The 24,392-nt window shown below is 43.0% G+C and carries 22 protein-coding genes; 14 read left to right on the top strand and 8 right to left on the bottom strand.

The features are described 5' to 3' along the window. Positions 1 to 60: 60 nt before the first annotated feature. Positions 61 to 885 (bottom strand): LuxR C-terminal-related transcriptional regulator, encoded by an 825-nt coding sequence (locus BUA59_RS18265; RefSeq protein ID WP_072841109.1) that lies wholly within the window; start codon positions 883 to 885, stop codon positions 61 to 63. Between the two features lie 360 nt (positions 886 to 1,245). Here BUA59_RS18265 and BUA59_RS18260 point away from each other — a divergent pair, with 360 nt between their 5' ends. The 6 genes from BUA59_RS18260 (at position 1,246) to BUA59_RS18235 (ending at position 7,403) form a co-directional block, all read left to right on the top strand. Further along, on the top strand, positions 1,246 to 2,580 hold the full coding sequence (locus tag BUA59_RS18260; RefSeq protein ID WP_072841108.1) for a glutamine synthetase family protein: 1,335 nt from the start codon (positions 1,246 to 1,248) through the stop codon (positions 2,578 to 2,580). 66 nt (positions 2,581 to 2,646) lie between these two features. Continuing rightward, positions 2,647 to 3,732 (top strand): polyamine ABC transporter substrate-binding protein, encoded by a 1,086-nt coding sequence (locus tag BUA59_RS18255; protein WP_072841107.1) that lies wholly within the window; start codon positions 2,647 to 2,649, stop codon positions 3,730 to 3,732. Between the two features lie 68 nt (positions 3,733 to 3,800). Further along, entirely contained in the window at positions 3,801 to 4,955 is a 1,155-nt protein-coding gene (locus tag BUA59_RS18250; RefSeq protein WP_072841106.1) for an ABC transporter ATP-binding protein, read from the top strand. Next, on the top strand, positions 4,952 to 5,842 hold the full coding sequence (locus BUA59_RS18245) for an ABC transporter permease subunit (RefSeq protein ID WP_012071189.1): 891 nt from the start codon (positions 4,952 to 4,954) through the stop codon (positions 5,840 to 5,842). Before BUA59_RS18250 ends, BUA59_RS18245 begins: the two co-directional genes overlap by 4 nt. Next, positions 5,839 to 6,657 carry an ABC transporter permease subunit gene (locus tag BUA59_RS18240; RefSeq protein WP_072841105.1) on the top strand — a complete coding sequence of 273 codons (819 nt, stop codon included), beginning with the start codon at positions 5,839 to 5,841 and terminating at the stop codon, positions 6,655 to 6,657. The genes BUA59_RS18245 and BUA59_RS18240 overlap by 4 nt, the downstream gene beginning before the upstream one ends. 35 nt (positions 6,658 to 6,692) lie before the next feature. Next, positions 6,693 to 7,403 (top strand): glutamine amidotransferase-related protein, encoded by a 711-nt coding sequence (locus tag BUA59_RS18235; protein WP_072841104.1) that lies wholly within the window; start codon positions 6,693 to 6,695, stop codon positions 7,401 to 7,403. 38 nt (positions 7,404 to 7,441) lie between these two features. On the opposite strand, the gene BUA59_RS18230 is transcribed toward BUA59_RS18235, so the two are convergent. Further along, a complete protein-coding gene (locus tag BUA59_RS18230; protein ID WP_072841103.1) occupies positions 7,442 to 8,719 on the bottom strand; it encodes an NAD(P)/FAD-dependent oxidoreductase in 1,278 nt (425 codons plus the stop codon). A gap of 228 nt (positions 8,720 to 8,947) precedes the next feature. On the opposite strand from BUA59_RS18230, the gene BUA59_RS18225 reads away from it, so the two are divergent. Together BUA59_RS18225 and BUA59_RS18220 are read left to right on the top strand one after the other, a co-directional pair. Beyond that, positions 8,948 to 10,285 carry a glutamine synthetase family protein gene (locus BUA59_RS18225; protein WP_072841102.1) on the top strand — a complete coding sequence of 446 codons (1,338 nt, stop codon included), beginning with the start codon at positions 8,948 to 8,950 and terminating at the stop codon, positions 10,283 to 10,285. A 327-nt stretch (positions 10,286 to 10,612) separates the two neighbouring features. Further along, positions 10,613 to 11,953 carry a short-chain fatty acid transporter gene (locus BUA59_RS18220; RefSeq protein ID WP_072841101.1) on the top strand — a complete coding sequence of 447 codons (1,341 nt, stop codon included), beginning with the start codon at positions 10,613 to 10,615 and terminating at the stop codon, positions 11,951 to 11,953. Positions 11,954 to 12,104: 151 nt separating this feature from the next. Here the strand turns inward: BUA59_RS18220 and choV are convergent, their stop codons facing one another. The 4 genes from choV to betI all read right to left on the bottom strand — a co-directional run bounded on the left by choV (position 12,105) and on the right by betI (position 15,898). Further along, positions 12,105 to 13,295: a choline ABC transporter ATP-binding protein gene (gene choV / locus BUA59_RS18215; RefSeq protein ID WP_072841100.1), complete on the bottom strand. Its 1,191-nt coding sequence runs from the start codon at positions 13,293 to 13,295 to the stop codon at positions 12,105 to 12,107. A 3-nt stretch (positions 13,296 to 13,298) separates the two neighbouring features. Continuing rightward, entirely contained in the window at positions 13,299 to 14,144 is an 846-nt protein-coding gene (gene choW / locus BUA59_RS18210) for a choline ABC transporter permease subunit (protein ID WP_072841099.1), read from the bottom strand. Positions 14,145 to 14,222: 78 nt separating this feature from the next. Continuing rightward, the gene (locus BUA59_RS18205) at positions 14,223 to 15,158 is read right to left on the bottom strand and encodes a choline ABC transporter substrate-binding protein (protein ID WP_072841098.1); all 936 of its coding nucleotides are present in this window, start codon (positions 15,156 to 15,158) and stop codon (positions 14,223 to 14,225) included. A gap of 152 nt (positions 15,159 to 15,310) precedes the next feature. Beyond that, complete coding sequence (gene betI, locus BUA59_RS18200) at positions 15,311 to 15,898, bottom strand: transcriptional regulator BetI (RefSeq protein ID WP_072841097.1); 588 nt, start codon at positions 15,896 to 15,898, stop codon at positions 15,311 to 15,313. Positions 15,899 to 16,235: 337 nt separating this feature from the next. On the opposite strand from betI, the gene BUA59_RS18195 reads away from it, so the two are divergent. From BUA59_RS18195 to BUA59_RS18175, 5 genes are all read left to right on the top strand, one after another. Beyond that, positions 16,236 to 17,390 (top strand): MalY/PatB family protein, encoded by a 1,155-nt coding sequence (locus BUA59_RS18195; RefSeq protein ID WP_072841096.1) that lies wholly within the window; start codon positions 16,236 to 16,238, stop codon positions 17,388 to 17,390. Between the two features lie 72 nt (positions 17,391 to 17,462). Beyond that, positions 17,463 to 17,855: a DUF1801 domain-containing protein gene (locus tag BUA59_RS18190; protein WP_072841095.1), complete on the top strand. Its 393-nt coding sequence runs from the start codon at positions 17,463 to 17,465 to the stop codon at positions 17,853 to 17,855. 58 nt (positions 17,856 to 17,913) lie between these two features. Continuing rightward, entirely contained in the window at positions 17,914 to 18,702 is a 789-nt protein-coding gene (locus tag BUA59_RS18185) for a sterol desaturase family protein (protein ID WP_072841094.1), read from the top strand. A gap of 31 nt (positions 18,703 to 18,733) precedes the next feature. Further along, entirely contained in the window at positions 18,734 to 19,390 is a 657-nt protein-coding gene (locus tag BUA59_RS18180) for a YceH family protein (RefSeq protein ID WP_072841093.1), read from the top strand. A gap of 248 nt (positions 19,391 to 19,638) precedes the next feature. Further along, positions 19,639 to 20,703: a Gfo/Idh/MocA family protein gene (locus tag BUA59_RS18175; protein ID WP_072841092.1), complete on the top strand. Its 1,065-nt coding sequence runs from the start codon at positions 19,639 to 19,641 to the stop codon at positions 20,701 to 20,703. Positions 20,704 to 20,793: 90 nt separating this feature from the next. On the opposite strand, the gene BUA59_RS18170 is transcribed toward BUA59_RS18175, so the two are convergent. Further along, positions 20,794 to 21,582 (bottom strand): inositol monophosphatase family protein, encoded by a 789-nt coding sequence (locus BUA59_RS18170; RefSeq protein WP_072841091.1) that lies wholly within the window; start codon positions 21,580 to 21,582, stop codon positions 20,794 to 20,796. A gap of 301 nt (positions 21,583 to 21,883) precedes the next feature. On the opposite strand from BUA59_RS18170, the gene BUA59_RS18165 reads away from it, so the two are divergent. Next, positions 21,884 to 22,603 carry an RNA methyltransferase gene (locus tag BUA59_RS18165; RefSeq protein WP_072841090.1) on the top strand — a complete coding sequence of 240 codons (720 nt, stop codon included), beginning with the start codon at positions 21,884 to 21,886 and terminating at the stop codon, positions 22,601 to 22,603. A 125-nt stretch (positions 22,604 to 22,728) separates the two neighbouring features. On the opposite strand, the gene gndA is transcribed toward BUA59_RS18165, so the two are convergent. Next, positions 22,729 to 24,252, bottom strand: coding sequence for an NADP-dependent phosphogluconate dehydrogenase (gene gndA / locus BUA59_RS18160; RefSeq protein WP_072841089.1), 1,524 nt, complete (start codon positions 24,250 to 24,252; stop codon positions 22,729 to 22,731). Positions 24,253 to 24,392 lie beyond the last annotated feature (140 nt).

The raw sequence follows: 24,392 nt of genomic DNA, 5'->3' as shown, positions 1-24,392 counted from the left end.
ATGAGATCTTCTCTCGTGATCGTGACGTCGTGCAAAGATCTTGTTTGTTAACAATAATTGCTAAGAGGCTCGTCTAGTTTCATCGTGATGATCTAGATGAGTCAGAAATAGTGTGAAAATTTCCGACTGCGTCGAAGTATTGAGTCGGGAGTGGATATTCTTGCGATGGACTTTCACTGTTCCCGCACTAATTTCCAATAGATCTGCAATGGATTTTGACGAATGGCCGCGCAACAACAATTCCAGCACTTCCTGCTCTCTATTAGTGAGCACACCACGAGCAAAGGTTTTTAATGCGTAGTTTAGCGGCCCAGAGCTGGTGGTTTCTTCTACGTATTCGCTTTCTTGTGATAACCAAAATTGACTAACAAGCGCATCAACCATAGGAAACAGGCTTTTTAAGTGATTCAGTTCGGTGCGGCGGATTGAGCCAATGGCCTTTTTTCTCCCCAATGAAATCGCGCACGTGGTGTCTTTATTCAGCGGAATGATAAGATTGATCTCATCTACCAAGTCGAAATCTCGATAACAAGTTTGGTAGTACTCGGTGTCTTCAAAGGAGTCGGGAGACAAATCCACCAGACGATAAATCCCCGGCAAAATTCCTTGCTGAATACCATTAAAAACCGGATCTAAAAGATAGGCTTTACTCAAATAAAAGCGCAGCGCAGCACTTTGTTGTGCTGGGTCTTGTGGGTGAATCAATATGGGTTTGAGGGCTTTTTTGTAAGTGATGATGGTAATGGTGTCGAAATGGCAAAGCTTACTCAAAAAAACATCTAACATGGCTGGGAAACTAGGTACACGAACGTAGTTGGTTAGCGTGGCCAAGTCCCGAATTAGCTCTGAAATGTTTGGATGTTCTAAGGTGATGTTTTTTTGCATACCTGCCTCGATTTATTTCTTGCTTGCTTCAAATTAGGGCGATTTTTTTCCATGTTTATTTTTATCGATCCATCTTGATGCGTTGGCCTATATTCCTGAGAGAGTCTTATTTCAAAAATTGATTTCCATCACATGCTAATGCAGCAGTTGAATAATTACTTAAATTTTATAAAGACTTGCCATCATTTTTGCATATACCCACTTGGGGATAGTTACTCATAACATTTGCTTAGGGTAATGTGAAATTATTGTGATCAGGAGTGAATAAAAACAATCCATTAAATGATCGGTATCGACGCAAAGTTCAGCTTTTATACAGCGACTTTCTAACTGTTGCCCCATTTTAGAAGAGTATTTTATATGTCGGAAATGAACGAAGGGAACACAGAGTTTGATTTATTTATTGCCGATTTGAATGGCAATCTTCGAGGTAAGCGCATCCCTGCGAGTGGTTTAGACACTGTTATGGCCCAAGGCGTTAAATTGCCGCAATCGGTTATTGGCTTTGACAACTGGGGGGATGATGTTCTTACCAATGGTTTGGTTTTTGAAACCGGAGATACCGACGGCGTTTGTATGCCTGTTTATGATGAGCCGACTTCTGTGCCTTGGGCGGAATCGCCCCGAGATCAAGTGTTAGCCATGATGTTTAATATGGATGGTACACCTTTTTACCCAGATCCACGGCAGATTCTTGTGCGTATTGTTGATCGTTATAAAGCATTGGGTTTAACGCCAGTAGTGGCGACTGAGCTGGAGTTTTATTTATTGGATGGTGAATCTGAATTTAAACGTCGTCCAGAAGAGCCAATTATTAACGATGGAAATGGCCGAAGACTGAGCGAAACAGACTGTTATTCGATCGATGAAATGGATGGTTTGGAAGGCTTTTTTACTGAGGTTCGTGAGGCTTGCGAAGCCCAAGGAATCCCGGCTGATACGATAGTGTCAGAATTAGGCCCGGGACAGTTCGAAATTAATATGCAACACACCAATGACGCAGTATTATCCGCCGACCATGCGATCCTCTTTAAACGCTTGGTCAAAGGTGTTGCCCGTCGTCATGACTTGGGTTCCACCTTTATGGCTAAACCTTACGCCAATAAAAGCGGCAGTGGGATGCATGTGCATTTTAGTTTGCTGGATGAAACGGGCAAAAACGTATTTGATAACGGTGATGAAGATGGCTCTTTGCTGCTTCATCAAGCGGTGGCAGGTTTGTTGGATCACATGCCGGAATCTATGCTGGTATTTGCGCCACATATGAACTCTTACCGTCGTTTTCAAAATGGTGCTCATGCGCCAACTTTTGCAAGTTGGGGTTATGAGAACCGCACGGTTGCGGTACGCATACCGGAAAGTGAATGCGAGGCTCGTCGTATAGAACATCGAGTCGCTGGTGCGGATGCGAACCCTTATCTTGTGTTGGCGGCAATATTGGGCGCGGCATTGCATGGTATAGAAGCCAAAATGTCACCGCCTGAGCCAATTATAGGGGACGCATACGCTGTTTATGAACGCTATGAAGCATTGCCAAATCGTTGGGAATTGGCGACGGAAGCGTTTAAAGACAGTGCATTTATGTGTGAATATCTTGGTGACACCTTTGTCCGAGTGTTTAGTGCGGTGAAGGAGCAAGAGCAGGAAAAAATCTATGGGCGTATTTCAGATGTGGAATACGAAGCGTACTTATAAAGTTTAAACGTTGGCTTTGGCCAATGTTATTAGCTTATTTATTAGTTAATAGTGGGAGATCCCTAAATGAAAAACAAAACGCTTGGTTTTATGCTCGCATGTGCGGCTAGCTCTGCAACACTTCACGCACAAGACGTCGTTAATATTTACAACTGGTCTGACTATATGGCACCAGGTACTTTGGAGCAGTTTACCGCTGAAACTGGCATTAAAGTGAACTACGATGTGTACGACAGTAACGAAGCTCTAGAAGCCAAAATGATGGCTGGCGGTTCTGGTTACGATGTTGTTATGCCGTCGAACTCCTTTTTCGAACGCCAAGTAAAAGCAGGTGTTTATCAGACTATCGATAAGAGTAAGTTAAGCAACATTGGTAATTTGGATGGCACCTTACTTAAACAAATCGAAAAACACGATGCGGGCAACCAGCATAATATTCCTTACGCTTGGGGAACAATTGGTATTGGTTACAACACGCAAATGATCGAAGAGCGTTTGGGCACCAGTGATATCGATTCATGGGATATTTTATTCAATCCTGAGATCGCAGCTAAATTGAAAGACTGTGGTATTGCAGTGTTAGATTCGCCAGCCGAAGTTATGTCTATCGCGAATAATTACCGTCAGGTTGATCCAAACACTGAAGACACGAAAGAATTGGAAGCATCGGCAAAATTGATGAGCCAAGCTCGTCCTTTTATTAAATACTTCCATTCTAGTACCTATATTTCTGATCTAGCGAATGGCGAGATTTGTGTTGCTATTGGTTACAACGGCGACATTCTTCAGTCCCAAGGCCGAGCAGAAGAAGCCAATCAAGGTGTTGATATCAATTTCGTGATTCCGAAAGAAGGTACCTTAGTGTGGTTTGATTTGATGGCGATTCCAGCGGATGCTCCACATCCAGCGGCGGCATTGGCATTTATTAATTATATCTTGCGCCCAGAAGTGGCTGCGTCGATTTCTAACTATGTGTATTATGCCGTGCCGAATAAAGCTGCTGAGCCATTGTTGGACGATGAAGTTGTTAACAACAAGGGTATTTATCCTACGCAAGCGGTGAAGGATAAGCTTTATGTACAAGTTGCTCATACGGCGCGTTTTGATCGTTCTTTGACTCGTGCATGGACAAATATCAAAACTGGTCGTTAATCGACGTATCGGCGGAGCTTTCTTGCTCCGCCATTTTTTCGCTCAATCATTTGGATAGGTCGTAGGTTATGTCTGCTTTTCCCAATACTTCTACTGTACAGACGCAATCTGTGCCGACATGGCGTCAAAAAGACGCTAAACCATTTGTGCAAATTGAACAAATCACCAAGCAATTTGGCCAGTTTACTGCGGTCAATTCGGTATCGCTTGATATTTATCGCAATGAACTTTTTTGTTTATTGGGTGGTTCAGGTTCAGGGAAAAGTACCTTGTTACGTATGTTGGCAGGATTCGAAGAGCCAACGTCCGGTCGTATTCTAATTGATGGCGTTGATATGACGGGAATTCCACCTTGGGAACGTCCGGTTAATATGATGTTTCAATCTTATGCCTTGTTCCCACACTTATCGGTCGAAGCCAACGTGGCTTTCGGTTTGAAGCGTGAAGGATTAAAAAGCGCAGAAGTGAACAAGCGTGTTGCTGAAATCTTAGGCATGGTTCAGTTAGGTCATTTAGCGAAACGCAAACCTCACATGTTGTCTGGTGGTCAACGTCAACGTGTTGCCTTGGCTCGCTCCTTGGTAAAGCGTCCAAAACTCTTGCTGTTAGACGAGCCTTTGGGTGCTTTGGATAAAAAACTGCGTGAAGAAACTCAGTTTGAATTAATGCGCTTGCAGGATGAATTGGGTATTACCTTTATTGTTGTGACTCATGATCAAGAGGAAGCCATGACTTTGGCAACGCGTATTGGTGTGATGAACAATGGCGATATTGTGCAGACGGCAGAGCCTCACGAAGTGTATGAATACCCACAGAATCGATTTGTGGCTGAATTTATCGGTAATGTTAATTTGTTTGATGGCACTGTGATTGATGACGAACGCGATACGACATCGATGCGTAGTGCCGATATCGATGGATTATTGCAAGTTGATCATGGCATCAGCTGTGCGCCGAACCAAGATGTGAGCGTGGCGATTCGTCCTGAAAAAATCCGTATTAGTCGTGAGCCAATCGACTTAGAAGTAAATGCGACAACCGGTGTGATTTCGGATGTGGCTTATATGGGCAGCCAGTCGATATTCAAAGTTCGGCTTAATTCCGGCAAAGAAATTCGTATTACTCAGCCCAATGTGTCTCGCGAAATGGGCAACCGTTTAACTTGGGAAGATCGCGTTTTTCTCTCTTGGGACGCGGATAGCTGCGTTGTGTTAGTAGCATGATGCTGAGTAAGCTGCGTTTGGGGCGAACGGCGGTTATTCTGGTGCCAATGTTGTGGTTGGCAGCGTTTTTCTTTATTCCTTTTTTGGTGGTTTTCAAGATATCTCTAGCCGAAGCCATGATTGCGGTGCCGCCGTATTCACCTTTGCTGCAATGGGATTCGAGTAATGCTTATCTCACGTTTAAAGTGACGTTTGGCAATTACCTGTATTTGTTCGAATCACGATTTTATTTGGATGCGTATTTAAGCTCGTTAAAAATAGCGGCCATATCGACGTTTTTTGCTTTGCTAATTGGTTTTCCGATTGCCTATTTGATTGCTCGCAGTCGTCCTACTATGCGGACGATTTTGCTCGCCTTGGTCATTTTGCCTTTTTGGACGTCTTTTCTATTGCGTGTTTACGCTTGGATGGCGTTGCTGAAAAAGAATGGCTTGGTTAACGATTTCTTATTGGCAACGGGCATTATTGATCAGCCAATACAAATTCTGCAGACCGACTTTGCCGTTTATCTTGGCATTGTTTATACCTATTTGCCGTTTATGATTTTGCCTTTGTATACCACTCTGGAAAAAATGGATTTAAACCTTCTGGATGCGGCGCAAGATTTAGGTGCGAAGCCTTATCAGTCATTCTTCTTGGTGACCTTGCCATTGGCGAAGCCGGGAATTATTGCTGGCTGTTTGTTAGTGTTTATTCCAGCGGTTGGGGAATATGTGATTCCGGCTTTGTTGGGTGGATCGGATACCTTGATGATTGGTCGTGTGTTGTGGGATGAGTTCTTCTTAAATCGTGATTGGCCTTTGGCATCTGCCGTGGCGGTGGTCATGCTGATTGTTTTGGTTGGGCCAATTATGTTTATGCGTAACAGCAATAAGGAGGCCGAATGAAACAGGGCAGTTCAGTAGCTTTAAAAGTGATGGCTGGTGCGGGCTTTGTGTTTCTGTATGCGCCGATTATTGCCTTGATTGTGTATAGCTTTAATGAATCCAAACTGGTCACAGTGTGGGGCGGTTGGTCGTTAAAATGGTACGTTGAATTGTTCCGTAACGAGCAAATTATGAGTGCGGCTTGGGTAAGTCTGAAAATCGCTTTTATCAGTGCGACCATGGCGTCTATATTGGGCACCTTGGCGGGTTTTGTCTTGAGTCGAATGCGTAAGTTCGCTGGCAAAGCTATGTTAACCGGCTGGGTGACGGCACCTTTGGTAATGCCAGAAGTGATCACAGGCTTGTCTTTGCTGTTGTTGTTTGTGTCTTTGGAAAACATGTTCGGCTGGCCTGCTGGTCGTGGTGTAACCACCATAGTGATTGCCCATACAACCTTTTGTTTGGCCTATGTCGCTGTAGTAGTGCAATCTCGGCTGGCTTCATTAGATGAGACATTAGAAGAAGCGGCGATGGATTTAGGTGCCAAACCTACATCTTTGTTCTTTTTGATTACTTTGCCTTTGATTGCACCCGCGATTATTTCTGGTTGGTTGTTGTCCTTTACCTTGTCATTGGACGATTTAGTGATCGCTAGTTTTGTTTCTGGCCCGGGTAACAGCACCTTGCCAATGGTGATTTTTTCGAAAGTCCGTTTAGGCGTGACTCCAGAAGTGAATGCTTTGGCAACCTTGATGATAGTGACGGTGTCGATTGCGGTGATCGCGGCGATTGTGATTATGCATAGACAGAATCGCTTTAAAGATGCGAATAAATAGTGCTGCTTATTGAAAAACATTTTAAGGATAAATGAATGAAGATCGGTATTCTTGCTGCAGGTATTACACCTGATTCTTTACTGGGTGAGTTCCCAACCTACGCCAATATGTTTGCCGAACAGCTTGGGAAAATGCAAAAGGATTTTTCCTTTTTCACGTATGACGTGCGTTTGGATGAGTTCCCAAGTCATGCGGAAGAATGTGATGCTTGGTTGATTACCGGATCTAAAGCCGATGCATATTCTGATGAGCCTTGGATTCTGCGTTTGTGCGCTTTGATCAAAGATATCGATCAGTTACAGCGTCCTTTAGTCGGCATATGTTTTGGCCATCAAGTCATTGCTCGTGCATTGGGCGGACGCGTTGAAAAATTCCAAGGTGGCTGGGGCGTAGGTATTCATCAATATGATGTATGTGGGTCTTTGCCAGTGCTTCCAGAGGCTAAAGAGCTTGCCTTGTGTGCCTTCCATCAGGATCAGGTCGTTGAAAAGCCTGCGCGTGCGCGAGTGATTTTACGTTCAGAGTTTTGTGAAAATGCAGGCTTGCTTTATGAAGATCATATTTTGACTTTTCAGGGACATCCTGAGTTTTCCAAAGTGTATGAAAAAGCCTTGGTCAATTTATACGATGGTAAGCAACTTACCCAAGAACAAGCCAAGACTGCTTTAAGCTCTCTTGAAAGTAGCGACATTCACTCTAATCAAATGATGTCGTGGATTGGTTTGTTTTTAAAGAAAGAGTCTTAAAAAATAAAGACTCTTTGTGAAACGGCCTTTGTATTTTGTTAGGGTAATCGATCCAGCATAGAGTAATACAACATCCCAGCTACTAACCCCGGCCAACGCAGTAATGTACCGCCGGGGAAGTCTTTTATAGGTAAACGCTCAAAGGCGTCTATGCCTTCTAGAGAACCTTGTACCGCTTTTGCAAAAATAGCGCCTGCGTAAGTTGCCAGCGCCACGCCATGACCAGAATAACCTTGTGCGACAAAGGTGTTTTGTTCTTGTCGAGCAATGTGCGGCATGCGATTTAGCGTGATGGCTAAAGTGCCACCCCAAGCGTAATCAATCTTGTGAGAAGCCAGTTCTGGATAAATTTCAATCATGTGCTTTTTCACAAAGCTCGCGATATCTTTGGGGAAATGTTGGCTGTAGTTTTCACCGCCGCCCCAAAGCAAACGTTGGTCAGCAGACAGGCGGAAATAATTCACCACAAATTTGGAATCAGCCACTGCGACTCGTTCAGCATTGATGCGATTTGCCTGTTCATCACTCAAGGGTTCCGTGGCAATAATGAAGTTATTAATCGGCATGATTTTTTTCGCCGCTGCGCCATTAAGTTTGCCCAAATAACCATTACAAGCGAATAGCAGGTAGCGACAACGTATCTTGCCTTTTTCGGTAATAACCTCCGGTTTCTCACCCGTTTTATAAGAGAGGACAGTGGAGTTTTCGTACAGCGTGGCGCCATGAGCAGTTGCTGATTGCGCCATGCCTAAGACGAAGTTAAGCGGATGAATGTGCGCGCCTTCTCGATAAAATTCGCCACCAAAATAACGGTCCGTGCCGAGCTTTTTAGCAACCTCGTCAGCGGTTAGATAGTCGACTGCGCTGTAGCCTAATGTGTTGCGTTTGTAGTCTACGGATTCTTTAATTTCGTCACCATGACGGCGTTTGCTGGCGACGTGCAAAACGCCTGCAGTCAAGTCGCAATCTATGTTGTAGCGCTTAATAAGTTCTTTCACTAAAGCAACCGAGTCCACCGAGCTTTGCCATAGCAAATCGGCGGTGTCTTTGCCGACCTGCTTTATCATGTCTTCGTGGCCCATGTTATGGCCTTGGCAGATCTGACCACCATTACGACCAGACGCTCCCCAGCCAATTTTATTGGCTTCGACTAAACTTACTTTAAAGCCAGCTTCTGCTAAATGCAGTGCGGCAGAAACGCCAGTAAAACCACCACCAATAATACAGATATCGGTTTCTTGTTCGCCTGTTAGGCTTGGGTAATCTGTCTGTATATTCGCTGTTGCAGCGTAGTAGGATGCTTCGTGAGTATTCACTTGGTGAGTCCTTTGAAAACAGATAGCAACGAAAGGTTGGTATCGAATTAGATGATGGTTTTATTTTGACCCATTCTGGCAAAAGCAGTTGCTTTAGTCGATCAACTAAAATATGTTCAAAGCCAAATTATCAACTAATTTAGTGATCATAGTAAACAAATAGACTGTATCCGCAATAGGCATTTTTTAGCCGTTTTAATAAAGAAATTCGTTGGCACAAGGTGAGTTATGACAGAGTTTGAAGCTTTTTTGAAAGAACATTCAATAACGGAAGTCGAGTCAACGTTGGCAGACATGACGGGCAACGCTCGTGGTAAATTTTATCCAACGTATAAATTCTTGGCAGAACTATTTGGGCGTATTCCAGAAACGATTCTCGTGCAGAGTGTCACTGGAGATTGGGCTGACAATCACTACGAGCTGGTGGATGCGAGCGACCGAGATATGGAGCTTCATCCTGATCCGAATACCTTCCGATTAGTGCCTTGGGCTGATGAACCGACGGCGCAAATCATCAATGATTGTTACGATAAAAGCGGCCAGCTGCATCCATTATCTAGTCGAACGATTCTACGTAATATTCTTGCTTTGTATGCGAAAGAAGGTATCACGCCAGTGATTGCCCCAGAAGTAGAGTTTTATCTGATTGATCCAAACACCGATCCGGATTATGAGTTAAAACCCGCAGTAGGGCGCTCTGGCAAACGAGAGACTTCACGTCGTTCTTACAGCATTGATGCGGTGAACGAGTTCAACCCAGTGATTGATACGCTTTACAGCTATTGCGAAGCACAAGGTTTGGATGTAGACACCTTGATCCACGAGTCTGGTGCGGCGCAGATGGAAATCAACTTTATTCATGGTGATCCGTTAGATTTGGCCGATCAGGTGTTTGTCTTTAAACGTACTTTGCGTGAAGCGGCTATGAAGCATGGCATGTATGCGACGTTTATGGCCAAACCTATGCAACATGAGCCGGGCAGTGCGATGCACATTCACCAGAGTTTGGTGGACAGCAAAACAGGTAAAAACTTGTTTGATGACAACGGCAGCCCAAGTGAACTGTTTTATAACTACTTGGGTGGACTACAAAAGTACACGCCAAGTGCGATCAGTTTTTTTGCCCCAAACGTCAATTCTTATCGTCGTTTCTCTCCAGATATGGCGGCACCAATCAATATGCAATGGGGATTTGATAACCGTACTGCAGGACTACGAGTTCCGTTTTCGCCACCGGAGGCGACGCGCATCGAAAATCGTTTTCCGGGTGCGGATTGCAACCCTTACTTGGGCATCGCTGCGACATTGGCTTGTGGTTATCTTGGCATTAAAGAAAAATTGCATCCAACCGACCCAGTGGAAGGTAAAAAGCCACCTTCTGAAGAAGTTGAAATTGCTCGTACTCTTGAAGAAGGTTTGCGTCTTTTAGAAGAGTGCCAACCACTTTGTGACATCATGGGCGAACACTTCGTCAAAGCCTACATGGGCGTAAAGCGTAGCGAATTTGAAACCTTCAACCGAGTTATCAGCTCGTGGGAACGAGAACACCTATTGCTGAACGTTTGATGTTTTTTTGAGGATAAATTTCCTTATTAAAGAAAATTCATAAAAGGCGAGCCTGAAAGGGTTCGCCTTTTCTTTTTTATTTTCTTTGAGTTATCTCTTTTTCTAGCACTCCAGTCACAAGAGTTTAGCCAATAAAACTGGTCAGTTTTTTCTCTTAGTCTCTTTGAGGTGAATAATTAACTTTTCTAAAGTGTTTATTCTATTTCTGCGATCATAAGAGTCTTTGTTTACAGGTTCGTAAAAAATAAGCATAATATTCGAATGGCGAACCAAAGTTCGTTATGCGAATAAATATAATAAATTTAACGAACTTTATTGGAGACAAACATGAATGGTCTTGCAAATTTTTTTACTAGATTAGTCAACCGCTATATGCCTGATCCATTAGTAATTGCTATTTTTCTGACATTTTTCACTATCTTGTTGGCTATTCTGATGGAGGGGGTATCTCCTTTGGAAGCAGTTGGTTATTGGGGGGATGGTTTCTGGAGCTTATTATCTTTTAGTATGCAGATGACAGTTATTTTGCTTTCTGGTTTCATGTTAGCTAAGACGCCTTTTATAGATAAGGCACTTGATCGGATTGCGAAACAGGTAAAAACTCCCTTTGCTGCTATAATTGTTGCTACTTTAGTTGGTGGAATTGGTAGTTGGCTTAACTGGGGTTTTGGTCTTTTAGTTGGTGGGATTGTGGCTCAGAAGCTTGCATTGAACGTGAAAGGGCTTCATTACCCGCTGGTTATTGCCGCGGCATACTCCGGTTTTTCACTTTATGGCATAGGACTTTCTGGAAGTGTGCCACTTTTACTGTCAACTGAAGGTCATTTTCTACAAAATCAGGTAGGGATTATACCGTTAAGTGAAACTATTTTTTCTCCAATTCTTTTGATTACGAGCCTTGTAATTATATTAACGCTGCCTTTTTTCAATGCATGGCTACACCCAAAAGATCCTTCATCTATTGTTGAGATTGATCCTACAACAGTAGTTAATTCTTCAGTGCCTAAACCACAGCTTGGACATGATGGAAAAATGACCATTGCAGACCGTCTAAATCATAGTCGTATGGTTGGTATTTCGATCGGTCTTCTGTCACTGGTATATCTGATACATCACTTTATGAACGGTGGATCACTTAACCTTAATACGATTAATTTTGCTTTTCTGTTCTTCGGAATTTTACTTTTTGCTTCACCTGCTAGCTACCTTTCAGCATTACAGGATGGGGCTCGTGTTGTTTCTGGAATTATCATTCAGTATCCTTTTTATGCAGGTATTATGGGGATTTTGGTAGGGTCTGGGCTGATTGTTAGTTTTTCAAATATATTTGTTGATATTTCTACCCCTGAGACTATGCCGCTCTGGTCTTTTATTAGTGGTGGGATAATTAACCTCTTAGCGCCGTCTGGTGGTGGACAATGGGCTGTTCAAGGTCCTGTAATGGTAGAAGCAGCAAACTCTATCGGTGCTTCACTTGCCGCTACTTCAGTCGCTGTTCAGATTGGCGATCAATGGACTAATATGGTTCAACCATTCTGGATTTTACCTGTCTTAGCTATTTCTGGTTTAAAGCTTCGTGATGTTATGGGGTATTTAGTACTTATTCTAATATATCTAGGGCTGATTTTTGGAAGTGCGGTTTTGATCTGGGGCTATACAACAGCCTGATTATATTCTTCTAGTAGCATTCTATTTTTGCTAAGAATTTTTAAGTACATTTACGTTTTAAAAAAGGCCAGATGTTTCCATCTGGCCTTTTTATTTATCCGCATTTCAATTTGGGCTTATCTCTCTATTTGGTCTTATCTAAAGAAAATCGCTAAGCCGCGGCTTCTTCGCGTCCAAAGTGTTTACCGAGTAGAGCGTGGTAAAAGTTATGGTCGTTGAGGATGCCGACGGATTTACCCGCTTCTTCCAGCACCATGAAGTGGTTGGAGTGATAGCGCAGCTCTACAGCATCGCGCATGGCGATGTTGGCAGGCACGATAAAGACAGTGTTATCAGGCACGTTGGCAAAGATGGTTTCTGGTGTCCAGCGAGCCGTTGGAATGTCGCCTCTTGGCCCTTGCACAGAAATCAGTTTGCCGTTTTCAAGTTTCATTCTAATGTCGTCATTGATAACAATATGGTCGTCTTTTACTGCCAATTCATTCAATGGTGTCATTAGCGAGCTGCCACGTAGTACGTTCAGAGGGTTGGTGTGAGCAACGAACTTCTCTACGTACTCCGTAGCAGGATTTAGGACGATTTGCTCAGGAGCGTCTTCCTGAATGATTCTCGCAGATTCCATGATCGCAATCTTGGTGCCGATTTTCAGTGCTTCATCTAAATCGTGACTAACGAAAATAATGGTTTTATTTAAGCGTCTTTGCAGCTCAATAAGTTCGTCTTGCAGTTGTGAACGGATTAATGGATCGAGCGCTGAGAAAGGTTCGTCCATTAGCAAGACGTCTGTGTCCATGGCAAAAGCTCTTGCCAAACCTACACGCTGGCGCATACCACCAGACAATTCGTCAGGCTTTTTATTCGCCCATTTGTCTAGGCTGACCATTTTTAGTTGCTCGCGTGCTTTTTTAAGACGCTCGGCTTTTGGCATGCCTTGCATTTCTAAACCAAAGGCGACATTTTCAAGTACGGTTAACCAAGGCATTAAGGCAAAGCTTTGAAACACCATTGATACGCGACGAGTACGCATGTGACGTAGTGTTGCGTCGTCACATTTGGCCATATCGACCATCTTGTCGCCATCTCTTACAAGACAGCGGCCACGGGCGATTTTATTCAAACCGTTGACGGCGCGTAGTAGGGTCGATTTGCCAGACCCAGATAGTCCCATTAATACGCAGATTTCACCTTCGTTGACTTCAATGTTGGCGTTCTGCACACCAACTACGTCGCCAGTCATACCAAGGATTTGATCACGAGTATGACCTTTGTCCATAAGAGGGAGTGTTTTTGCTTTATTGTCACCGAAGACAATGTCGACGTTTTCAATTGTTACAACAGACATAAATTACCCCGCGTTCTTAGATGATGGCGACTTACAAATACGGTCTAGCATGATGGCAACCAATACAATGGCAACACCTGCTTCAAACCCTTGGGAAATGTTTACCGTATTTAGTGCTCTGATAACTGGTTTCCCTAAGCCATCCGCTCCAACCAAGGCTGCGACAACCACCATGGACAAAGACAACATAATACATTGTGTGACCCCTGCCATGATGTTTGGCATGGCAGCTGGCAATTCAACTTTGTATAGCAATTTTGATTTTGTGCAACCGAAGGCTAAGCCGGCTTCGATAAGCTCATTGGGCACCTTGCTAACGCCTAAGTAGGTCAAGCGAATTGGCGCGGCAATAGCAAAGATAATGGTCGATATCAAACCTGGTACGTAACCTAGACCAAATAGAATGAGCGTTGGAATAAGATAAACAAAGGTTGGAATGGTCTGCATCAAATCCAAAATTGGACGCAACATGGTGTATAGCCATGGCCGATGAGCGGCCGCAATGCCAATAGGAACACCAATTAATACACTTATTGCTGTTGCCGATACGACAAGCACTAGGGTTTGGATAGTTTCCACCCAATAACCCATATTAATAATCAGTAATAGGGACAGGGTTATAAAAATAAGTAAGCCAATGCTGCGATGTAGGAACCAAACACCAACTAAAATAATGGCAATAACAGCGAACGGATGAATGGAATCAATCGCGTCGACCATTGTAACTATCATTGTTTCTAATGTTATAGAGACTAGATCAAAAAAACCGGAAGCCGCAGTAACCAGCCAATCGACAAAGTTTTCCATCCAAGCGCCAAGAGGGATTTTATTATCCGTCAGCCAATTCATATATGTGTTCTCCCGATAGTTCGATGATGCTCCCTCAACGGTGTGTTGTTAAGGGAGCTGTGATGTGCAAATGATGTATTACAGACCTAGGTGTGATTTCACAGCGCTTAGGCCGTTATCACCAGATTTAGAGGTTACACCTTTAAGCCAAGCATCTAGAACTTCAGGGTTCGCTTTTAGCCATTCTTTTGCTGCGATATTTGGTTTTTTGCCTTCATCAAGAATGGCACCCATGATTTGGTTTTCCATCGGCAAAGAGAATTTTAGGTTTGTGATGAGCTTGCCAACGTTAGGGCATTGTTGGATGTAGCCTTTACGAACGTTGGTGTGTACGTCGGCACCACCGTAGTTAGGGCCGAAGTAATCGTCTCCGCCAGAAAGGTACTCCATTTTAAAGTTGGCGTTCATTGGATGAGGTGCCCAACCTAGGAAGGCAATCCATTTGTTGCGGCGGGTATTACGGCTAACTTGAGATAACATGCCAGCTTCGCTGGATTCAACTAATTGGAAGTTGCCAAGATCAAAGGCATTCGAATCAATCATGTCTTGGATAATGCGGTTGCCGTCATTGCCAGGCTCGATACCGTAAATGCGACCGGCAAATTCTTTACGGTGTTTTGCAATGTCTGAAAAGTCTGTGACACCAGCATCAAAGGCGTCTTTACTAACCGCTAGTGTGTATTTTGCACCGACTAGGTTTGCACCAAGATCTTCAACAGTGCCTGCTTTTAGGTAAGGATCGATGTCTGCCTGCATGGTCGGCATCCAGTTGCCTAGAAAGACATCTATATCGCCATTTGCTAGCGAAGTGTAAGTAACAGGAACAGATAACAATTGTGTTTTGGTTTCGTAGCCTAGACCTTCGACGATTTCGCTTGTTACTGCAGTGGTGGCGGTGATATCTGTCCAGCCTACATCTGAAAAGCGGACCATTGAACAATCTGCTGCCATAGTTAGTCCTGAAACACTCGCCATACTAACGGCTATTGCGGTCTTCTTTGCCTTATTTAACATACCCTTAACCTCTTTTCTATTGAACTCAAAATCTATGAGCGAATACAGTGCCGAGTGCTGGCACTGAACGTGAACTCCTAAAACGTTGGCAGCGTATTTCGTCGGCTACCTAAAAAAATAATATATGTTGATGATTCTGTTTCTTGGTGTGTTTAGGTTCGATCCTGAAACACGAGATCCAAGTAATCTTGTATTTGCTGCGCAGACTCTTTTTTGTTGATGCCGCCTGCTAATGATCCGCGTAGCCACATACCATCGATAAGCGCTGCGACGGTGAGCGCGATACTACGGGCTTTTTCAATCTCAAATTCTTCTTTTAGTACACACACCAGCGATGTTTTTAAGCGCTTAGAGTAGACATTTTGTAATCGATACAAAGAGGGCGTATGCATGGCTGATGCCCAAAATCCCATCCAAGCTTTGACGACTTGGGGATGTGTTTGGGATTGGCTAAAACTGGCTTTTACGATGGCCATTACTTTATGTTTAGCTGATTTATTTTTCGTTTTTATGACTTCTTTGGATAAAACTTCAAAAAATTCACGAATCAGGCTTCTCATAGTTGCTTCATATAAGCCATTTTTGCCACCAAAGTAGTGGTTTATGATGGCTGGAGATACGCCAGCTTTTTTACCAATAACACTGACTGTTGCCCCCGCAAAACCGTATTTGTCTATGGCTTTTATTGCGGCCTCGATAAGCTGAGGTTTACGTATTTCAGGCATTCCAACTTTTGGCATTCTGGATCCTTTTTTATTAAACAGCCGTTTAATGAAAACTATACTAGGCTGATTGTGCAATTTAGGTCAACCCTTGACAAATCAAAAACTTAGTTCTCTAAGTAATTTAACTATATGATTTTTAAGGGTTAATTGGCTTTTTAAATTTTTTTTGGTCTTTTTTGAGAACTATTGTGTCGGTTTAAGATAAGAAATGAGGATTTTTTTGCTTATATCTTACTTAAAAGGCTATCACAACCTTGCTCTTTTTCATTTTCCTTAGCGACTATTATGGCTGGAGTTTTCGGCCAGAGTTGTGTTAATTATAAAGCTAAATCAAAGATTGGAGTGTTATTTAATGGATGTCTCTTTTTCGGTATTTGATACTCTAATAGACAGATCAAATATGAGCAGCGATAAGTGGTCTAAATACCCTGGAAGTGTTATTCCTATGTGGATAGCAGACATGGATTTTGATTCGCCAGATTGCATTAAAAAAGCTTTAAATCAACGAGTTAATGAAGGCGTTTACGGTTATACCCATACGCCAAAAGCCTTAGTTAAAGCGATTAAGTCACACTTGTCTACTCGCTATGATTGGGATGTTTCTGGTGCGCATTTGGTGCATTTACCTGGGCTAGTTTGTGCCTTGCATTTGAGTGTTCGTGTCTTCTCAAACGAAGGGGATGGCATCGTAGTTCCTGGTCCGGTCTATTATCATTTGACCAAAGCTCCATTAGCATCAGGACGTGATTTATTAAATGTGGATATTGTCATTCAAAATGGCCGCTGGGTGCCCGATATGGCGCAATTTGAAGTAGCTTGCGCTAATCCAAAAAGCAAGATGATTCTTCTATGTAACCCTCACAATCCGGGTGGAACCGTCTATACCAAAGAAGAGTTGTTAAGCATTCATGCATTGGCTGAAAAGTATGATCTGGTCGTTGTTAGTGATGAAATTCACTGTGATTTGATTTTAGACGATTTACCTCATGTGCCATTTGCCAGTTTGAATGACGACGCAGCCAATCGAACTATTACCTTAATGGCGCCGAGTAAAACCTTTAACATTGCGGGGCTAGGTTATGCTTTTGCTGTTATTGAAAATGCCAAATTACGTCAAGCATTTAATCAAGAAAGAGCAGGCTTAATACCGTCACCTAATATGTTAAGTTTAGCGGCTACTATTGCAGCTTATGAAGAAGGCCAAGAGTGGCATAAAGAGCTATTAGTGTATTTGAAAAGCAACCGAGATTTATTAGCCAAAAGGATTGCTGCAACACCCCTTGAAATGGTGCATTTAGAGGCGACGTATCTTGCTTGGATCGACGTTTCTGCCTTGTCTCTTGATAACCCGTATCAATTTTTTGTGGATGCAGGCGTTGGTGTTTCTGATGGTAAAGATTTTGGCAATCCTAACTATGTTCGCCTAAACTTTGGTTGTCCCCAATTTATTCTCGACCAAGCGATGACTCGTATTGAAGAGGCGTTGATAAAGCATAAGTTTATGTGATTTTTCGTTTTAATATCTATCAAGTCAGTGAGATCGAGCTCTGTTTACTATGTATCTAAAGGAGCAGTTCTTATGTTGACGTTAGTATCGAATGATTTTGTTAGTCGTTATGTCCAGCAAACGCCACTCGCTATGAGGGAAGATTTGCTGGAAATAATTCAAATGATGGCGTTAATTGCGCCTGAGGCTGAGTTGGCAAGTGACTTGGGTATTCCTTATTTTCAGCAAAATGCCAGCTGGATTTATGGTGTGGCAGCGCGTGAAGATCATTTGTGTGTGTATTTTTCCGATTTGAGTGTGCTGCACTCTTTTGCAAGCCGTTTGCCTCATGCTCAATTTGGTGACGATTGCCTTATTATTCATCGTTTAGATGAGATTAATCTGAATGTTTTTATGGAACTTCTTGGACAAATTAAAGTCCATTTTTTACTGAACCATAGAGAACCACCTGAACTGGTTCAATAACAGAGATATATATTATTATTTGATATATATGATTTTTTCAATTTAGGCTGTCTGCTAAATGATAGATTTCACTGTTCGTATAGGTGTTTTTGTTCTGGTCTTTAGCTCGCTGATTTTTTGGCAATGGAATTGGCCCAGAGGGGCGCTTTTGCAGTGGCGGCAACGTTGGCGTCATAACTTTTCTTTGTTAGTCATTGGAGCGATTAGCGTTCGAGTTATTCAGCCGTTATTACTGTCTATCGTCGCAATATTTAGTCAAAATTTTGGTTTGTTCTCGGTCTTGAGTTTGCCTTTCTGGGCGGTTTTTTTGCTGAGTATTTTATTACTAGATTGCCTTATTTATTGGCAACATAGACTATTTCATCGTGTTCCTTTCTTATGGCGTATTCACCAAGTTCACCATTCTGATCCTGAGTTAGATGTGAGTTCTGCGGTACGTTTTCATCCTATCGAAATTATATTGTCTCTTTTTATTAAGGCTTTAGCCGTTTGGTTATTAGGTATTCCTGTGGAGGCTGTGTTGGTGTTTGATATATTATTGAATGCATCTGCTATGTTTAACCACACTAATGCAAGATTGCCTGTTAATATCGAAACATGGGTCAAGAAGCTGGTAGTCACTCCAGATATGCATCGCATACATCATTCAAGGGTAAGTCTGGAAGCGAACAGTAATTACGGTTTTTTCCTGAGTATTTGGGATGCGTTTTTTAAGACTAAAAGAAATGATGCATTAGAGGGAGATGAACATTTAAAAATTGGATTGCCTGGTACGGTGACGTATCAACCAAGATCGTTAAAGGAAGTATTGGTGATGCCTTTTAAGTTATTAAGAAGGCTTCGTTAAAGACGAATTGAAGAAGCAGTTAGGAAAAACTATGAGTTATCACGAAGTAAATTTTATCGAAATGCGTGTTATTGGTTGTCTTATGGAGAAAGAGATTACCACGCCAGATCAATATCCTCTTAGTTTGAATGCCCTTGTTAATGCCTGTAATCAAAAGTCCAATCGTGAGCCTGTGACTCAGTTGTCAGAGCTTGAAGTTCAAGACGCGGTTGATGCTTTGGTTGGGCGTGGCTTGGTGACTGAAATCAATGCATCCCACAGTCGCGTTAGCAAATATCAGCACAGGTTTTGTAATACGGAGTTTTCCGATTTGCAATTGTCGCCAGCGGAAACGGCTATTATCTGCCTGATGTTTGTACGTGGTGCTCAAACGCCAGGAGAGCTTCGCTCACGCAGTGGTCGTCTGCATAGCTTTCAATCACGCGATGAAGTTGAATTGGCTTTGCAGTCGCTACAGACGAAAACTGGCGGCCCTTATGTTTGCCTGTTACCAAGAGAGCCGGGTAAGCGCGAGCAGCGTTACCAAGAGTGTTTCTGTTCCGAATCAGATCGACCCGCGGTCTCTTTTTCTTCTGATACAAGCGATGAATACACGCAACAACTTGAAGCCAAAGTTAAAGAGCTAGAAGCACAAGTTGAAAAATTAAATGAACGCATTCAAGAACTTGAAAATGCCAGTGGACTATAGTCTTCTTTGACGTCAAACTTAGCGAGATATTTGCACGACTACTGTGCTTGCCAATACTTTGTTAAAAACAGACTCGAAATGCTCATTTATAACTCATAAAATCTGCTTTCTCGTCTATTTTTGCCTCGTCTTGGTTTCGCTCGTAACGTCGTGTAAAGGTCTCTTACGTGCGTTTTTTAGTGTCGCTATTTTTAACACTAATAAGTTGTTGGCGTTAATGCTTTGATTAAGTCTATGGGGAGAATCCTATGAAGAAGGTACGCTGGGGTATTATTGGTACAGGTCAAATCGCGCATTTATTTGCCAGTGATTTTTGTCATGTCAAAGCGGGCGAACTTCGTGCGGTTGCTTCTCGTGACAAGGCCTCGGCCGATGCATTTGCAGCCGAGTTTGATATTGAATTGGCATTCATTGATTACTTTTCACTGATTAATAGTCATGAAGTAGATGTTATCTACATCGCAACGCCTCACGTGTATCACTACGACCTTACTAAAGCCTGCATCTTGGCGGGCAAGGCCGTATTGTGTGAAAAACCTTTCACCATCAATCAAGCGCAATCTAAAGAGCTTTACGACTTAGCCTTAGAGCATAACGTGTTTGTTATGGAAGCCATGTGGACACGTTTTAATCCAGTTATAGAGCAAGTTGTAGAGTGGGTTGAAGAAGGCGAAATTGGCGATCTAAACAGTATTCAAGCAAGCTTCAATTTTGTCGGGCCTACAGACCCGAATCATCGTTTGATGAATCTTGAGCTTGGTGGTGGCGCTTTATTAGATATTGGTATTTATCCGGTATTTTTAGCGCAGTTGTTTTTTGGTAAACCTGATTTTGTGCAGAACCAAGCGGTAATTGGCGACACAGACGTGGATTTGTTCGAGCAAATTCTATTGGGCTGGGAGAGTGGACAGCTTGCTTCTTTGGATGCGTCTTTGATTTCATGTAATCCGAATCGTGCCATGTTATCTGGCTCTAAGGGTTATATTGAAATCGACTCTGAATGGTTCAAAGCCAAATCTTGCCGTGTTGTTAGTGCGGATAATAAAGAGCGTGCTGTGGAGTTTGATTTCCCAGGAAATGGCTATCAGTTTGAAGTGGATGAAGTGAACCGTTGTCTTGAAGAGGGGTTGATTCAAAGCCCTAATCATAGTTGGCAGAACAGTTTAGAGCTGATAGCAACGCTAGATGAGATTCGTCAGGATATAGGTTTGTACTATCCAGGCGAAGATGGCTCTAGTGATGGGCACCACCATCACCATGATGAAGAGGATTTACATCACCATCATCATGAACACAGTCATCATAAGCATTAATTATTGAAAGTATGTGATAAATAAAAAAGGCTCTTTTCATCGCTGAAAAGAGCCTTTTTTGTATCTATCTTCTTAAACCAAGTTTAATTCTTAGTTTAGGTGTTTGTTCAGCGTTGGTAACAATACTTTAAACAAACGTGGTGCTGCGCAAAGTACATCGCCTTTTTCTAGACTTGGTGAGCCATCAAAACCAGCGAATAAACAACCAGCTTCTTTCGCAATAAATAGCGGTGCTTGCATTTCCCAATCTTGAAGTTTAATACCCCAAGCGGCATCCAGACGGCCAGCAGCAACGTTAGCAAGCATCAAGGCTGGGCAATCTTGCATAACTGCACGAGCGCCTTGCTCTGCAATTTCAGTTAGCACAGCGAATTGACCAGATAGGTAAGGCATAAGACGATCAGTTGCAGGGAATTGTGCTGCTACAGTAACGTTTTCTAATGTACGTGCAGCGCTGCTACGGATTCGAGAGTTGTTCAGGTAAGCACCACGGCCTTTACTAGCGTAAAACTCGTCTTTGGTGTGAGGATTTAGCACAAGAGCGTGCTCCACTTTACCGGCAACTAGGTAGCTCATCGTAATAACGTTGCCTGTTAGGCCGCGTGAGAATATATGCTGTCCTTGTATTGCATCAATGATCCATTCGCCTTCATTGCCATTTTGTACTGTGCCTTGAAGGCGAGTTGTAATGGTGTCAGCTGGGTAGGCTTTTTCTAGGTGGTAAACAATGCTGCGTTCTGCGCCAGAGCAAACAGTTTGATAAACCTGTTCAGCGGATTGGCCTTGTTCTTTGTCAAAAAGTAGTTTCTCTTGCGAGTGAACTATATATTCTGCAGCGGCACGAGCTGCTTTAAGTGCGACATTGATTCTAGGTTGCATAATTTACCGTCAATTATTCCGTCATTAAAATGCATATACCGCCTATAAGACGATAAGTTGCCAAATAAAGTGTTAAAGAGCGAGCGGTCTCCGTTTTATCAATTGCCTCACAAAGGTGAGTCTCTTTAAAGAAAGAGCGTAATAAAACCGAGCGCCTATAAATAAGAGCGCGAATTCTAGCGTAACAGCACACTTTTTACTAGTGAAATGTTGGTTAAAAACTGATCGGTTTGCGGCTTTATGATAAATATCTGTTAAGATGCGCGGTATTATCTGACAGCTACTATTGGTACCTCATAAAATGCAAAATAAAGTAAGAATTGTCCTTGTTAATACATCGCACCCTGGCAACATTGGTGGCGCTGCTCGTGCAATGAAAAACATGGGGTTAGCTGATCTGTATCTAGTTGCACCTAAGGAATATCCTAGTGATGAAGCGGTAAGTCGTGCCTCTGGCGCGACTGATATTTTAGATAACGCTGTTGTTGTCGATACTTTAGAAGAAGCTTTGGCAGGCTGTCAGCTAGTCATCGGTACCAGTGCTCGCGAACGTAATATTCCTTGGCCTTTGGTAGATCCAAGGCAAGCTGCGGACTTAGTGTTTGATGAAGGCTTGGTCACTGCGTTTGTGTTTGGTCGAGAAGACCGAGGGCTAACTAATGAAGAACTACAGCGCTGTAATTACCATGTGCACATTCCTTCTGTTGAGACCTTTAGTTCCTTGAACTTGGGTGCAGCGGTGCAGGTTATAGCGTATGAGCTACGCATGAAGACGTTATTGATGAAAGATGCGCCTGTGGTCGCGAGTAAATGGGATGTGCCAGCAGCAAATGTTGAGCAAATTGATTATTTGCTTGAGCATTTAGAGAAAGTCTTAGTTAAGACAGAGTTTCTTGATCCTGAAATGCCAATGCAAGTGATGACGCGTTTTCGTCGTTTGTTTCAGCGTTCTCGATTGGATCAGCAAGAAGTGGGTATGCTGAGAGGGATGTTGACTTCGATGGAAAAGAAAATGAAGTAATGACTAGTGCTTAATACGTCATTATATAAAGGTAAAGACCTTTAATAAAATTAAGCATCTTAAGTTGAAACAAAGAAACGCTGACTTATTGCTAAGTCAGCGTTTCTTTTAGCTAGAAGTTGGTCTTAAGCTTTACGCTCTGGACGACCTTCTTCTTGCCAGTAAGTATGGAATTTTTGACCTGGCTCTGCGTCTACGCGTTCATACGTGTGAGCACCGAAGTAATCGCGTTGCGCTTGTAGCAAGTTAGCAGGCAAAACTTCAGAGCGATAGCCATCGAAGTAAGCTAACGCAGAGAAGAAAGATGGCGTCGGAATACCTGATTGTGCGGCAAGAACAACGGCTTTACGAAGACCTGTTTGCTTGCTCGCCATGGCATCAGCGAAGTAATCGCTTAGCAATAGGTTTTCAAGTGCTGGGTTTTCGATAAACGCATCGGCGATCTTCTGTAGGAAAGATGCTCGAATGATACAGCCACCGCGCCAGATTTTCGCAATATCACTGAAGTTGAATTTCCAATCGTATTCTTTTTCAGCTGCACGCATTAACTGGAAGCCTTGGGCGTAAGCACAAATTTTTGCACAGTAAAGCGCTTCTTCGATTGCTTTCTCTACTTCTTCGGCTTCAATCTCGCCACTTTCTACATCAGCAACAAGTTTGCTTGCAGCAAGCTCTCGTTCGCCTGTCAGTGTGCTTAGTGCGCGAGCATAAACGGATTCGCTGATAATGCCAGCTGGAACGCCCATTTGTGTTGCGCTGATAGATGTCCATCGACCTGTGCCTTTCTGGCCTGCGCTGTCTAGGATCATATCAACTAGCGGAGCGCCTGTTTTGTGGTCGTATTGTTGAAGGATGTCTGCAGAGATTTCAACAAGGTAGCTGTTTAAAACGCCTTGGTTCCATTTCTCAAACAACTTACCAATTTCTTCAGGTTCGTAACCAAGCAAAGAGCGTAGTAGGTGGTAAGCTTCACAAATAAGCTGCATGTCAGCATATTCAATACCGTTATGAACCATTTTTACGTAATGACCTGCGCCATTTGGCCCAAGGTAAGCGGTACAAGGTTCGCCTTCAGTAACAGGCTTGCCAGGTGTATTGCTCTCGATAGGTTTGCCATTCTCGTCTACTTTAGCAGCAACGGCTTCCCACATTGGTTGTAGATATTTCCAAGAGTCTGCGTCGCCACCAGGCATAAGAGATGGACCAAAACGCGCACCCACTTCGCCACCAGATACCGCGGTACCAAAGAATTTGAATTTTTCTTTGTACTCTGCTTCACGGCGAATGGTATCTGTCCACTGACTGTTTCCGCAGTCTACGACGATATCGTCTGCTTCTAGACCAGCTTCAATTAAACTGTTGCATACTGCATCTACAGGGCTTCCTGCAGGAACTAAGACAACGATCACACGAGGTTTTACTAAGTTTGCTAGCATGTCTTCCATGTTGGAGCAGCCAACGATTCGTGCTTCTGCTGATGGATCCGGGCGTTCTGCCTTTTCGGTGTCTAAAACGTCTTGTACTTTATGCGCGTCAAGATCAAAACCTGCAACTCGGTAGCCATGGTCAGCTAAATTTAAGGCCAAGTTTTTACCCATGACACCCAGGCCGACAAATCCAATATTGCAGTTCTGATTCGTTTTTAACATAAATATCGATCAACCTTTTGAACAATTGGGGGGAAATTGAAGAAAGAATCTTACCATGAAGCGCTATGATTCAGGACATACTAGAGGTAATAAAAATTCAAATAATTGTGTTTTTTTGATGTTTTTTAGTAGAAACCTTA

Source organism: Marinomonas polaris DSM 16579 (assembly GCF_900129155.1).
Classification (GTDB): Bacteria; Pseudomonadota; Gammaproteobacteria; order Pseudomonadales; family Marinomonadaceae; genus Marinomonas; species Marinomonas polaris.
This window is presented reverse-complemented; position numbering and strand designations above follow the sequence as displayed.

What these genes read in the sequence shown, in the direction of transcription:
- BUA59_RS18265 (WP_072841109.1), bottom strand. Translation starts at nt 885, where the DNA reads ATGCAAAAAAACATCACCTTAGAACATCCAAACATTTCAGAGCTAATT.
- BUA59_RS18260 (WP_072841108.1), top strand. Translation starts at nt 1,246, where the DNA reads ATGTCGGAAATGAACGAAGGGAACACAGAGTTTGATTTATTTATTGCC.
- BUA59_RS18255 (WP_072841107.1), top strand. Translation starts at nt 2,647, where the DNA reads ATGAAAAACAAAACGCTTGGTTTTATGCTCGCATGTGCGGCTAGCTCT.
- BUA59_RS18250 (WP_072841106.1), top strand. Translation starts at nt 3,801, where the DNA reads ATGTCTGCTTTTCCCAATACTTCTACTGTACAGACGCAATCTGTGCCG.
- BUA59_RS18245 (WP_012071189.1), top strand. Translation starts at nt 4,952, where the DNA reads ATGATGCTGAGTAAGCTGCGTTTGGGGCGAACGGCGGTTATTCTGGTG.
- BUA59_RS18240 (WP_072841105.1), top strand. Translation starts at nt 5,839, where the DNA reads ATGAAACAGGGCAGTTCAGTAGCTTTAAAAGTGATGGCTGGTGCGGGC.
- BUA59_RS18235 (WP_072841104.1), top strand. Translation starts at nt 6,693, where the DNA reads ATGAAGATCGGTATTCTTGCTGCAGGTATTACACCTGATTCTTTACTG.
- BUA59_RS18225 (WP_072841102.1), top strand. Translation starts at nt 8,948, where the DNA reads ATGACAGAGTTTGAAGCTTTTTTGAAAGAACATTCAATAACGGAAGTC.
- BUA59_RS18220 (WP_072841101.1), top strand. Translation starts at nt 10,613, where the DNA reads ATGAATGGTCTTGCAAATTTTTTTACTAGATTAGTCAACCGCTATATG.
- choV (WP_072841100.1), bottom strand. Translation starts at nt 13,295, where the DNA reads ATGTCTGTTGTAACAATTGAAAACGTCGACATTGTCTTCGGTGACAAT.
- choW (WP_072841099.1), bottom strand. Translation starts at nt 14,144, where the DNA reads ATGAATTGGCTGACGGATAATAAAATCCCTCTTGGCGCTTGGATGGAA.
- BUA59_RS18205 (WP_072841098.1), bottom strand. Translation starts at nt 15,158, where the DNA reads ATGTTAAATAAGGCAAAGAAGACCGCAATAGCCGTTAGTATGGCGAGT.
- betI (WP_072841097.1), bottom strand. Translation starts at nt 15,898, where the DNA reads ATGCCAAAAGTTGGAATGCCTGAAATACGTAAACCTCAGCTTATCGAG.
- BUA59_RS18195 (WP_072841096.1), top strand. Translation starts at nt 16,236, where the DNA reads ATGGATGTCTCTTTTTCGGTATTTGATACTCTAATAGACAGATCAAAT.
- BUA59_RS18190 (WP_072841095.1), top strand. Translation starts at nt 17,463, where the DNA reads ATGTTGACGTTAGTATCGAATGATTTTGTTAGTCGTTATGTCCAGCAA.
- BUA59_RS18185 (WP_072841094.1), top strand. Translation starts at nt 17,914, where the DNA reads ATGATAGATTTCACTGTTCGTATAGGTGTTTTTGTTCTGGTCTTTAGC.
- BUA59_RS18180 (WP_072841093.1), top strand. Translation starts at nt 18,734, where the DNA reads ATGAGTTATCACGAAGTAAATTTTATCGAAATGCGTGTTATTGGTTGT.
- BUA59_RS18175 (WP_072841092.1), top strand. Translation starts at nt 19,639, where the DNA reads ATGAAGAAGGTACGCTGGGGTATTATTGGTACAGGTCAAATCGCGCAT.
- BUA59_RS18170 (WP_072841091.1), bottom strand. Translation starts at nt 21,582, where the DNA reads ATGCAACCTAGAATCAATGTCGCACTTAAAGCAGCTCGTGCCGCTGCA.
- BUA59_RS18165 (WP_072841090.1), top strand. Translation starts at nt 21,884, where the DNA reads ATGCAAAATAAAGTAAGAATTGTCCTTGTTAATACATCGCACCCTGGC.
- gndA (WP_072841089.1), bottom strand. Translation starts at nt 24,252, where the DNA reads ATGTTAAAAACGAATCAGAACTGCAATATTGGATTTGTCGGCCTGGGT.